Source organism: Micromonospora sp. CNZ286 (genome assembly GCF_014207755.1).
The window spans coordinates 5,598,266-5,610,139 of the sequence record NZ_JACHIZ010000001.1; the positions used below are offsets into that span (position 1 = coordinate 5,598,266).

Annotated in this window: 11 protein-coding genes; 7 read left to right on the forward strand and 4 right to left on the reverse strand. The window is 71.9% G+C overall.

Annotated elements, in window-relative coordinates; all coding sequences use genetic code 11:
- Nucleotides 1-33 precede the first annotated feature (33 nt).
- Entirely contained in the window at nt 34-582 is a 549-nt protein-coding gene (locus FHX31_RS24725) for a GNAT family N-acetyltransferase (RefSeq protein ID WP_184977284.1), read from the forward strand.
- Nucleotides 583-700: 118 nt separating this feature from the next.
- Complete coding sequence (locus tag FHX31_RS24730; RefSeq protein WP_184977285.1) at nt 701-3,775, forward strand: DEAD/DEAH box helicase; 3,075 nt, start codon at nt 701-703, stop codon at nt 3,773-3,775.
- Between the two features lie 25 nt (nt 3,776-3,800).
- Here the strand turns inward: FHX31_RS24730 and FHX31_RS24735 are convergent, their stop codons facing one another.
- Both FHX31_RS24735 and FHX31_RS24740 read right to left on the reverse strand, forming a co-directional pair.
- On the reverse strand, nt 3,801-4,274 hold the full coding sequence (locus tag FHX31_RS24735; RefSeq protein ID WP_184977286.1) for a hypothetical protein: 474 nt from the start codon (nt 4,272-4,274) through the stop codon (nt 3,801-3,803).
- The gene (locus tag FHX31_RS24740; RefSeq protein WP_486481702.1) at nt 4,271-4,825 is read right to left on the reverse strand and encodes an anthrone oxygenase family protein; all 555 of its coding nucleotides are present in this window, start codon (nt 4,823-4,825) and stop codon (nt 4,271-4,273) included. Before FHX31_RS24740 ends, FHX31_RS24735 begins: the two co-directional genes overlap by 4 nt.
- Before the next feature lie 170 nt (nt 4,826-4,995).
- Here FHX31_RS24740 and FHX31_RS24745 point away from each other — a divergent pair, with 170 nt between their 5' ends.
- On the forward strand, nt 4,996-6,180 hold the full coding sequence (locus FHX31_RS24745; protein WP_184977287.1) for a sensor histidine kinase: 1,185 nt from the start codon (nt 4,996-4,998) through the stop codon (nt 6,178-6,180).
- Nucleotides 6,177-6,839: a response regulator gene (locus FHX31_RS24750; protein WP_030272992.1), complete on the forward strand. Its 663-nt coding sequence runs from the start codon at nt 6,177-6,179 to the stop codon at nt 6,837-6,839. The genes FHX31_RS24745 and FHX31_RS24750 overlap by 4 nt, the downstream gene beginning before the upstream one ends.
- 22 nt (nt 6,840-6,861) lie before the next feature.
- On the opposite strand, the gene FHX31_RS24755 is transcribed toward FHX31_RS24750, so the two are convergent.
- Nucleotides 6,862-9,021 (reverse strand): MMPL family transporter, encoded by a 2,160-nt coding sequence (locus FHX31_RS24755; protein ID WP_151014708.1) that lies wholly within the window; start codon nt 9,019-9,021, stop codon nt 6,862-6,864.
- Nucleotides 9,022-9,133: 112 nt separating this feature from the next.
- Between FHX31_RS24755 and FHX31_RS24760 the strand changes: the two genes are divergently transcribed.
- The 3 genes from FHX31_RS24760 to FHX31_RS24770 are packed head-to-tail and all read left to right on the forward strand — an operon-like array spanning nt 9,134 to nt 11,273.
- Nucleotides 9,134-10,105 carry a hypothetical protein gene (locus tag FHX31_RS24760; protein WP_184977288.1) on the forward strand — a complete coding sequence of 324 codons (972 nt, stop codon included), beginning with the start codon at nt 9,134-9,136 and terminating at the stop codon, nt 10,103-10,105.
- 35 nt (nt 10,106-10,140) lie between these two features.
- Complete coding sequence (locus FHX31_RS24765) at nt 10,141-10,506, forward strand: VOC family protein (protein ID WP_145755065.1); 366 nt, start codon at nt 10,141-10,143, stop codon at nt 10,504-10,506.
- 32 nt (nt 10,507-10,538) lie between these two features.
- Nucleotides 10,539-11,273, forward strand: a complete 735-nt coding sequence (locus tag FHX31_RS24770) for a YqjF family protein (RefSeq protein WP_184977289.1) — start codon at nt 10,539-10,541, stop codon at nt 11,271-11,273.
- Between the two features lie 113 nt (nt 11,274-11,386).
- On the opposite strand, the gene yidD is transcribed toward FHX31_RS24770, so the two are convergent.
- Complete coding sequence (gene yidD, locus FHX31_RS32845) at nt 11,387-11,758, reverse strand: membrane protein insertion efficiency factor YidD (RefSeq protein WP_225319755.1); 372 nt, start codon at nt 11,756-11,758, stop codon at nt 11,387-11,389.
- Between the last annotated feature and the right edge of the window lie 116 nt (nt 11,759-11,874).

Here is an 11,874-nt window from a genome sequence, read left to right on the forward strand (position 1 = left end):
GAGCGACTGCCGCCCCGGTGGGATCCTGTGCTCGTGCTGGAGAATCTGCGACTACGGCACCAGACCGCAGCGGAGGCCGACGGTCTGATGGAGCAGCTTGTGGACGTGTACCTCGACGCGCACGCCCACGACGGCCCGCGCTACACGGCCGAGCGGTACGAACAGCAGCTCGCCGCGCACATGCCCCGGGAAGGCTGGGAGCTGGTGACGGCCTACGTCGATGACGAGTTGGCCGGCTACGTGTACGGCTTCCCGCTCGGACCCGATTCGCATTGGTGGGACGGCATCCACGAGCCGGTACCGGACGGCTTCACGGACGAAGACGGGCAACGGACATACGCGGTCTGCGAACTGCTGGTGCGGCGATCGTGGCAACGCCGGGGTATCGCGCGGGCGCTCCACGATCGGCTCCTGAGCACGCGGCGGGAGGAAAGGGCCACGCTGCTCGTACGGCCCGACAACGTTGCCGCCCAGCAGGCGTATGACTCCTGGGGTTGGCAACCGGCCGGATGGCTCCGGCCCACGCGGGAGGGAGCACCGCTGTTCGAGGTCCGCGTCAAAGCCATTGCGTCGAGCCGGTGATGGACAACGCGTCGACCTTCACCTCTAGGTGTCAATGATCTGACAGGCCACCGGACAAGGCTCCTAACACCTATCGCACCGGCTTCCGCCCGGCGTTCATCGCGGCTAGCTTGCCATCGTGGGGGATCTTGAGAAGGGCATCTACGAACACCTGATCACGGAGAAGCTGGCGACGCAGCTCAGGCATGTCGATAGCGCCCTCGTCCGGGATGCCAAGCTGGATGCCGCCGACGCGCATGACGTCCTGGCCCGGCACATCGCGGGCCTCGCGCGGCGGGCGCTCCTCGGCGTCGGTGGCGGGGAGAACAAGTTGGCCCGGCAGGTCGACCTGGCGAACCGCATCGCCGCGCACATCGCTCAGGCCGAGCCCCGCGCCGTCACCGCCGATGACCAGGTAGCGGACGCCCAACGTCTGTTGCACGCCATCGCCTCACCGCCCACCCCACCGGCCGCACCGGTCTTCCCGATCCGCCCCTCGACGCCGCTTTCCACCGGCGCGCTCCTGGTCAACGGCCGGCACCAGCCGCGCATCGGCCACGAGGTCAGCCACGAGATGGCGTCGGCGGACGAGGTGGACCTGCTCTGCGCCTTCATCAAGTGGCACGGGCTGCGCATCATCGAGCCCGCGATCACCGAGCTGGTCGGCAGAGGCGGTCGGGTACGGGTCATCACGACGACGTACATGGGCGCCACCGATCAGCGGGCGCTCGATCGGCTCGCCGAGCTGGGTGCCGAGATCAAGGTGTCCTACGAGACGCGGACCACCCGCCTGCACGCCAAGGCATGGCTGTTCCGGCGGAACAACGGCACCACCACCGCGTACGTCGGTTCGTCGAACCTCTCCAAGGCCGCGCTCGTCGACGGCGTGGAGTGGAACGTGCGCATCTCGAACCTGGAGCAGCCGCACGTCATCGACACGTTCGAGGCGACGTTCGCCGACTACTGGAACGACTCGGCGTTCGAGACCTACGACCCGGCAGCCGATGGCGAGCGCCTACGTGTCGCGTTGCGCGGGGAACGCGCCGACGACGCACCGACTGAGATCGCGAACCTGGACGTGCGGCCGTTCCCGTACCAGCAGGAAGTTCTTGACGACCTCGACGCCGAACGCCTGGTGCACGGCCGCTGGCGCAACCTGGTGGTGATGGCGACCGGCACCGGCAAGACGGTGGTGGCGGCGCTCGACTACCGCCGGCTCCGGCGAGCCGGCCGCGTCGACTCGCTGCTCTTCGTCGCACATCAGGAGCAGATCCTGCGGCAGAGCCGGTCGGTGTTCCGCCAGGTCATGGGCGACGGCACGTTTGGCGAGACGCTGGTGGGCGGCGATCGGCCGCAGGGGTGGAAGCACGTCTTCGCGTCGATCCAGTCGCTGCGCCAGCAGGAGATCGACCCCGAGGCGTACGACATGGTGATCGTCGACGAGTTCCACCACGCCGAGGCGGCCACCTACACGGCGCTGCTGGAACGGCTTCGGCCGCGCGTACTCCTGGGTCTGACCGCGACGCCCGAGCGGAGCGACGGCCGTGACGTGCGCCGGTGGTTCGACGGCCGCGCGTCGGTGGAGTTGCACCTGTGGGAGGCCCTCGAACGGCAGTTGCTGGCGCCGTTTCAGTATTTCGGCCTGCATGACGACGTGGACCTGACGCGGGTGCGGTGGAAGCGCGGACAGGGGTACGACAAGGGCGAGCTGGACGGCGTCTACACGGGCAACCACGCTCGGGCGCGGCTCATCCTGCACGCGGTCCGGCGCATCGCTGACGTCGGGCGGATGCGCGCCCTCGGCTTCTGCGTCAGCATCGGACACGCGGAGTTCATGGCCGACTGGTTCACCCGGCACGGAGTGCCTTCGGCGGCGGTGACATCGCAGGTCAACCGGCCAGAGCAGCACGTGCTGATCGACCGCTTCCGCAAGCGCGAGCTGAAGGTGCTCTTCACCGTCGACCTGTTCAACGAGGGCGTCGACCTGCCGATGGTCGACACCATCCTCATGCTGCGCCCCACTGAGAGCGCGACGATTTTTCTGCAACAGCTCGGCCGCGGTCTGCGGCTGGACGACGACAAGCCATGCTTGACGGTCCTCGACTTCATCGGCGGTCAGCACGCGAACTTCCGGTTCGACATGCGCTGGCGGGCGCTCGCCGGGGTCAGCCGGCGGGCGGTCGAAGCGGCCGTCCGGGAGGACTTCCCCTCGCTACCCAGCGGCTGCCACATCGAGCTGGACCGGGTGGCGAAGGAAATCGTCCTCGCCAACCTCAAGTCGGCGCTGCCGACGTCGAAGAACGCGCTGGTGGCCGAGCTGCGGCAGCTCGGTGACGTCAGTCTGTCCGACTTCCTGCGCGAGACCGGCCTGGAAATCGAGGACGTCTACCGATCGGCGAGCATCGGCGGCTGGGCGGGGCTGCGGCGGCTGGCCGCGCTCGACCCGGCCGAAGGTGGCCCGGACGACCGTGACCTGAGCCGGGCCATCGGCCGGATGCTCCACATCGACGATGTCGACAGGTTGGATCTGATCGCTCGGGTCGCCGCCGGACAGCCCTCCACCGTCGGGCGGCTGCTCGACATGCTGCACTTCAGCCTGTGGGGGTCGTCGGTGCCGCTGGCCGAACGCGACGCCCGGCTCAAGCGATTGTGGGCGGAACCGGCGCGCTGCGCCGAGCTGCGGCAGGTAGTCGACGTGCTGCGTGACCGCATCCATCGGGTCACCGAGCCACCTGCCCCGGGCCGGGTGCCGCTGCGGGTGCACGCCCGCTACAGCCGCAACGAGGCGTGCGCCGCATTCGGCATGACCAACCCCGGCTCGCTGCGCGAGGGCGTGAAGTGGCTGCCCGACGAGCGCGCGGATCTGTTCTTCGTCACGCTCGTCAAGTCCGAGGAGCATTACTCGCCCACCACCATGTACGCCGACCGCGCTATCACCGATCGGTTGTTCCAGTGGGAGTCGCAGAGCACCACGTCATCGGGCTCGGCCACCGGGCAGCGGTACGTCAACCACGTCGCGCAGGGCTCGACGGTGCACCTGTTCGTCCGCGAGACCAAGATCGCCGACCGTGACCTCGGTGCACCGCCGTACCTGTACGCGGGTCCGATGACGTACCGGGAACACAGCGGCGACCGGCCCATGCGGATCCTCTGGGAGCTGCGGCATCCGCTGCCCGCCGACATGTACGCCGCCGCCCGGGCGATCGCTGCCTGACCTGGGGTCCCGCCCGCTCGCCGAGTCAGGCGAGCGGGCGGGAAGCGTCGGCTCGCTCACGACGTCGGAATGGTGTGGGCAGCACCCGGGACAACAGCACCGCGACCGCACCCGCGATCACTCCGACCATCGTCCCCGTGACCAGGCTCGACATCACCGCCGCACCCCGCAACAACGCCTCCCGCGCGCCGGGCTCCGGCCCGGCCAGCCCCGGCGCGTCCATGCCCAGCGACGAGTCCCAGAACACCTGGTGACCGACCGCCAGGAACACCCCGTACAACGCCCCGATCACCACCATCGTCAGGAACGGGCGTGGCGGTCGCCGCCACAGCACGGCGGCCACCCAGCACAGCGGCGGCCCGACCGCGAGCAGCGCGGCCACGACGGTGCCCTCCGGCACCACATCCAGGTCGTGCAGGACCACGCGCGGGGCGGCCAGCGCGGCCAGCGCGACCAACGCCGGCCAGGGGAAACCGAGGGTACGGCGACCCGCGCTCATCGCGTCACCTCCGACGGGGCCGAAGCCGACGTCGGTGCGGGAGCCGACACCGAGCCCGGCGCGGTCGAGCGCACGAACTTCAGCAGCGCGACGAACGCCAGGACGGCCGTCACCGCGCCTCCGGCGAAGCGCACCCAGTGCCCCGCGACGAACTCGGCGGCGACCTGACGCAGGTACTCGCCGGAGTGCGTACCGGGCGGGTCGACGAACATGATCTCGTTGCGCGGCCAGAAGAAGACAGCGGAGAACAGGAACTCGCAGACGACGAACACGGCCGTGGCGCCGGCGACCCACCAGCGCAGCCGCCGGTCGCGCCAGGTGAGCAGCGTGGCGGCGACGCTGCTGAGGATCACCGACGCGCCGAGCGGCGGGAAGTAGTCGTGCGGGCCGCCGTGGACGAGGAACTCGCGGGCCCGGTCGAGCGAGGCGGGCGCGTCGTTGAAGATGTTCGGGTAGAGCATGACGGTCTCGGCGGCGACCCCGCCGAACGACATCATTGCCGCCCATACCATGACAATAAGGGCGAGCCAGGTCAGTCTTGTGCGTACCACGAGGGTTCTCCTCACGTTTCGGGGACGCCATCGACGCTAGGTCGGCTGTCCCCGGCCGTCGTCCGCGTGGCCGCGCGACCGGATGTCGCTTCTCGGCGTACGCCTCGGGGTCGTCCCTGACGCCTGCGGACGACAGCGGTGAGGGTCCGCGCGGACCTAGGCTCGAAGGCGTGCCCGACACCTCGCCCACCCGCGCCGATGTGCTGCTCGCGGCGGCCACGCTCGGCCTGGTCGCGGTGGCCGTGGCGGCCGACCGGCCCTCGCCCGGCGGCGCGGCGCTCGCCGTCGTGGTCGGCGCGGTGCTCGGCGGGCTGGTGCTGTGCGCCAGGCGGTGGCCGCTGCCGGCGCTGGTCGCCACGGCGGTCGTGATCCTCGGGTACTACGCGCTGGACCTGCCGCCCGTCGGAGTGGCCGCCCCGGCCGCCGCCGTCCTCTACCGGGTGTCCGAACGCGGGCGTGTCGTCCCGGCCGCCGTGGTGGCCGGGAGCCTGCTGGCCGTGTCCGTGGTCGCCCGGCTGGCCGAGGGCGACGACATCGCGGTGGTCGTCGGTACGGAACTCGGCTCCGAGGCGGCGTTGCTGCTCGCCGTCATCGCCCTCGGTGACGCGGTACGCAACCGCAGGTCGCTGCGGGCGGCGCTGGTCCGGCAGGCGGTCGCGGCCGACGAGGAGCGCCACCGGGAGGCGGCCCGTCAGGTCGAGGCGGAACGGCTGCGCATCGCCCGGGAGGTGCACGACACGCTCGGGCACACCATGTCGGTGATCACGTTGCAGTCCGCCGTCGCCCGGGAGGCGCTCGCCGACAGCGATCCGGCGCAGGCGGAGAATGCGCTGGCCGCCATCCGGTCGGTGAGCGGCAGCGCGATGGCGGAGCTGCGGGCGACGCTCGGCACGCTGCGCCGGGAACCCGGTCCACGGGAACCGGCCCCCGGCTTCGACCGGCTCCCGGCGCTCGTGGACGGCGTACGCCGGGGTGGGCTGACTGTCGACCTGCGGATCGAAGGTCCGGTGGACACGCTGCCGGCGGTCGTGGGCAGCACCGTCTACCGGGTCGTGCAGGAGGCGTTGACGAACGTCCTGCGCCACGCCGAGGCCACCCGGGTCACCGTCACGGTCCGCGCCACGCCCGGCCGGCTCGCGCTGGAGGTGGTGGACGACGGCCGCGGCAGCCCACCCGGCGGGCCGACGAGCGGGAAGGGCCAGGGCCTGCGCGGCATGGCCGAGCGGGTAGCCCTGTTGGGCGGCACCGTAGAAACCGGCACCATCCAAACCGGCAGCACCGGAGCAACCGGCACGGGCGGCACCGCCGGCTTCCGGGTGTCGGTTCACCTGCCACTGACGGGAGTCGCCGCGTGAACCCGATCCGCGTCGTGCTCGTCGACGACCAGCACCTCGTACGTACCGGCCTGCGCGCGCTGCTCGACCGGGCGCCGGACATCGAGGTGGTGGGCGAGGCCGGCGACGGCGGCAGCGGCCTCTCGGTGGTACGGGAGCAGCGGCCCGACATCGTGCTGATGGACGTCCGGATGCCCGGCGGGGACGGACTGGAGGCGACCCGGCGGATCCTGACCGACCCGATGCTGGACGGCGTGCAGGTCGTCATGCTCACCACGTTCGACGACGACGAGTACCTGTTCGAGGCGATCCGCGCCGGGGCAGCGGGTTTCCTGCTCAAGGACACCCCGCCCGACGCGCTGCGGGACGCGGTCCGGACCGTCGCCGGTGGCGACGCGCTGCTCTCCCCCGCCGTCACCCGGCGGGTGCTCGCCGCGGCGGCCCGTTCACCGGTGGCCGACCCGGCGCGGCTGGCCGGACTGACCGCACGGGAACGGGACGTGCTGGCGCAGGTGGGCGCCGGGCGGTCCAACGCGGAGATCGGGCAGGCATTGTTCCTGAGCCCCGACACCGCGCGTACCTACGTGAGCCGGCTGCTCCAGAAGCTGAACGCCCGCGACCGGGCGCAGCTCGTCGTGATCGCGTACGAGAGCGGGCTGGTCCGCCCCGGCGAGGGCTGAGCCGCGCCGGGGCGGGTCACAGTCAGGTCGACGCCGCGTCCGCAGGTGCCGGTGCCGCGTGCCGGCCGCCGCCGTTGCGCCGTTCGTCGCCGTGCCCCGGCCACCACGCCTTGTGGCCGATCAGCCCGGTCAGCGCCGGCACGAAGAACATCGACATGACGAACGCGGACAGCACGATCCCGATCGCCACCGCGAAGCCCATCTGCTGGAGGAACGAGATCGGCGCGAGCATCAGCACCCCGAACGTGCCGGCCAGGATCAGCCCGGCGGCGGCGACTGTCGGCCCGGCGTGTTCCACCCCGATCGCGGCGGCCTGGTGCGGTTCGTGGCCCTCGCGCGCCTCCTCGCGTAGTCGGGCGATCATCAGGATGTTGTAGTCGGTGCCGATCGCCACCACGAACAGGTAGAGGATGATCGGCAGCTGGAACGTCACGCCCGGGTTGCCCTGGAGCCCCTGGAACACGTAGACGGTGGCGCCGAGCGTGGCGGCGAAGTTGAGCAGCACGGCGATCACCAGATAGACCGGCGCGACGAGGCTGCGCAGGAGCAGCGCCAGGATGATCGCGATCAGGAGTGCGGCCACCGGCAGGATCACCGACAGGTCCCTGTTGTTCGCCGAGTTGATGTCCGCGAAGATCGCCGTGGTGCCGCCGACGAGTGCCCTGGTGCCCGGCGGAGCCGCCTCGTGCAGGGACTTCCGCAGGTCGTCGCGTACGAGCGTGATCGCCTCGTTGGACATCGGGTTCTCGTTCAGCAGCAGGTTGATCCGGACGACGCTCGGGTCGGTGGCGCTGCGCTCCGGCGGCTGCGCCTGCCCGACGCCGGGTGCGCGCGCCGACGCGGCGGCGAAGTCGTTCACCTGCTGCTCGGTGAGCGGGGTGCCGTTGCCGGTGGTCAGGTAGACCTCGGTGGGCGCGAGCGCCCCGGCGGCGAACCCGCGCTGGAGGTCCTGGGCGGCCCGCGCCGACTCGGTGTCCTGCGGGAAGCCGGCGCCGAAGTCGTAGTCGGCCTTGTAGCCGAGCACACCGGCGGCGAGCGCGACGAGCAGCGCGCCCGAAGCGGCGGCCACCACGGCCGGGCGGCGGCCGACGACGGCGCCGAGCCGCCGGGACAGGGTCGCCTTGGGCGGGCGCTGCCACGCCTTCGACGGCCAGAACACCCACCGGCCGAGCAGCGACACGAGCGCCGGGATCAGGGTCAGCGAGGTGACGAGCATGACGCCGACGGCGATGGCGAGCGCCGGGCCGAGCGACCCGAAGAAGCCGAGTGAGGCGAGCAGCAGCACCAGGAACGCCACGATGACCGCACCGGCGGCGGAGGTGATGACCTCGCCGACCCGCTGCACCGAGACGATCATGGCGGTGCGCTTGTCGTCTCCGGCGCGCAGGCGCTCGCGGTAGCGGAACAGCAGGAACAGGATGTAGTCGGTGCCGATGCCGAACAGCACGATCAGCAGGATGGTCTGGAGGTCCTGGCTGACGTTGAGGTCGAATGCCTTGCCGGCGGCGGCGACCAGCCCGGTGGTGACGGACATGACGACGCTGATGACCACGACCGGCAGCAGCGCGGCGATCGGGCTGCGGAAGATGATCAGGATCAGCCCGATGATGAGGACGATGGTGGCGACGCCGACGACGGCGAACGCCTCGTTGAACGTGTCCTCGTTGTCGACGAAACTCGCCACGTCGCCCGCCACTCCGGCGGTCAGCCCGCTGCCGGCCAGGTCCGGCCCGAGGGCGGCGCGCAGGTCGCGTACCGCGTCGAGCAGGCCCGGGTCGTCGGGGCTGTCGGCGTCGAGACCGACGGTGACCACCTGCACGGACTTGTCGGGCGCGACGGCCTGCGGGCCGGTGAGGTAGCCGGAGGTCTGCGGGATGTTCCGGGCCTTGAGCGCGGCGGCCAGCTGCCCCACGCGCGCCTCGTCGGCCGCGGTCAGCGGTCTACCGTCGCTGCGTTTGACGACGACCGTTGCGGTGGCGGTGGCGGCCTGCGGGAACGACTTCGCGCCCAGCTCGGTGGCCTGCACCGACTCGTAGGTGCGCGGCAGGAAGCTTTCCTGGTCCGCGGAGGTGATGTCGCTCAGTGAAGGACTGGCGGCGATGATCGCGATCGCGGCGACGACCCAGCCGCCGATCACCCACCAGGCCTTGCCCACGACGAATCTGCCCAGGCGCTCGAACATCGTTTCCCCCGTGTGTTCGGCTGTGTCGCACGCGATCCTACGCTGCGTGAGCAATCCCTTTCGGACGGCTCGCGGACTTTCGTCGAGGATCCGGGTGGTCGAGGATCGACGGATGAGCGCGACGCTGCCCGGTCCCGGAGTGCTGACGGCCTGGTTGGCGGCGACGGTGCCGGCTCCGCTGGTCTTCTTCGAGTGGACCCACAGATGGGAGGAGGACCAGCCGGTCTCGACCGCGCTGTGGTGGCCCGTGCTCGCGTCACCGGTGCTCGCCGCCGTGCTGGCGGCCCGGCAGCCCCGGCGGCCCGGGGTGGCCCTGGGCGTGTCCACGCTGGTCGCGACGGCGCTTCTCGCGTTGTCACTGGCGTTCTTCCGGTGGGTCGTGCCGCTGACCGGCGAGGCCCGCTGGGGGCGGGCTCTGCTCGGCGGCGCGGCGCTCGCGGTGGCCGGAGCGCTGATCGGGTACGCCGCCGGCGGGCGCCTGCCCCACCGGGCCCGCCCGGCGTCGCGGCGCGGCTATCTGATCGGCGGGCTCGCCGTGGTGTTCGGCGCACTGCTGGCCCAGTCCGCGGTACGGCTCGGCGCCGAGGACAGCACGATCGGGCAACCCCCGCATGAGTACGGCGGCGTCGGCCCCTACTCGACGTCGGCGGGCCGGTTCACGGCACCGGCCGCCGGGGCGTACGCGATCTTCGCGGTGGGCTTCTCCCCGACGGACCCGGACTGCCGCGTCACCGGCGGCGGCGCGGAGGTCCGGACGGCCGAGCCGGTCTCCGTCCCGCCGGGCGACTACGGCAGCGACGCCGCCACCTATTCCTGGGTGGCGACCGTGCGGGTGCCGATGCCGGGTACGTGGACGCTCGACTGCCGCACGACCGACCCGGAGGCGTCCTACGTGGTCGGTGACGTGCCGGAGATCCGGGGCGCGGTGAGCGAGGTGATCCACTGGCCGGTGGGCGTGATCTGGCTGCTCGGCGCGGTTCCCGGCCTGCTGATCGTCGCGGACACCGCCAGGCGACGGCGAGCCGTTCTCGCAGGCCGGTCCGACGGCGCGGCGTCCGGCGGAAGTGTCGTAGGGGTCTCGTAGCCTGGCGCGGTCATCGACGATCGCAGGGAGGCGACGTGCTCGACCACTTCTCCGTAGCGGTACGCGACCTGAAGGCCAGCGGCGCCTTCTACGACGCGGTCCTCGCCCCGCTGGGCGGGCGGCGGCTGATGGAGCCCGGCCCGATCGGCTACGGCGTCGACGCGCCCGACTTCTGGGTGGAGCCCGCGCCGTCCGGCGCCACGCCGGTGCCGGTGCACATCGCGTTCACCGCGGCCGACCGCGCGACGGTGCGGGCGTTCCACGACGCGGCGGTGGCAGCGGGCGCGGAGGTGCTGCACGCGCCGAAGGAGTGGCCGGAGTACCACGCCGCCTACTACGGCGCGTTCGTCCGCGACCCGGACGGCAACAACGTCGAGGCGGTCTGCCACCGCCCGGAGTGACTCCCGGCGCGTCCGGGAGGCAGGATGGTCCGGTGGAGATCGAGCCGGTCGAGCACGCTCCCGTACGCGCCATCCGCCGGGCCTGGCTGGCGCAGCGCTGGCACGATCTCGCCTTCCTGCACTGGGCGGTCCCGCCGGAACGGGTGGCGCCGCTGCTGCCCGCCGGCACCCGGCCGGACACGCTCGACGGGCTCACCTACGTGGGGCTGATCGGGTTCCGGATGGTCGGGCTGGGGCTCGGCCGTGGCCCGGGCGTGCCGTACCTCGGCACGTTCTGGGAGACGAACGTCCGGCTCTACTCGGTCGACGGCTCGGGGCGGCGCGCTGTCGTGTTCCGCTCGCTCGACGCGTCCCGTCTGGTGCCGGTGCTGGTGGCCCAGGTGAGCCTGCGTCTGCCGTACAAGTGGTCGGCGATGCGGCTGGACCGGTCCGGTGACACGCTCACCTACCGCTGCCGCCGCCGCTGGCCCGGTCCGGCCGGCGCGACCAGCCGGATGGTGGTACGCGTCGGCGCGCCCATCGCCGAGCCGACGCCGCTGGAACACTTCCTGACCGCCCGCTGGGGCCTGCACACCCGGGCGTACGGCCGCACCCGCCACCTGCCGAACTGGCATCCACAGTGGCCGCTGCACCGCGCCGAACTGCTGCACCTCGACGACGAGCTGGTCACCGCCGCGGGCCTGCCCGCACCGGACGGGCCGCCGGTGAGCGTGCTCTATTCCCCCGGCGTACCTGTCGTCTTCGGCGGCCCCACGTCGGTCGGGTGACCGCCACGTTGATCGACGCCAGGTCGGCGGAGTGGCGGCATCCGGCACACCGGAACACCGCCACTTCCCCGAGGTGGCCCCGGCACGTCCGCGCGGCGCGGAGGCGAGCGGGGTCAGTGCAGCGGGTCGTGGGTGCCGTGCGGGACGTCGGGACGGCATCGGCGTACCCGGTCCGCGGCCATCCGGCCACCCACCGCCAGCCCGTACCGCTCCACCGCGGCGAGCCCGTACGCGCTGCACGTCGGCGTGTAGCGGCAGGTCGCCGGCCAGCGGTGCGACAGCCAGCGCCGGTAACCGAGGATGGCGGCCCGGCCGGCCCGGTCCACGGCGGGCCGCCGGACGACGCCCGCGGTCACCGAGCCGAGGGTGAGCAGCATCGAGAAGAGTCCCAGGTCGCAGCAGCCCGGCCCGTCGCAGGTGGGCACGTCGCAGTTGCACCAGTCCCGGCTCTTCTTTTTCTTGTGGTGCCGCTTCCGGAAGATCACCACGCCATGATGCGACACGCCCGCCACCGTCGATGAGGCGACCGGACCGGGTCCGGTGTGATCGGGTCGGTGGGCGGCCGGGAACCTAGCGTCGAAGGCGTCACCAGGAGGGAAGA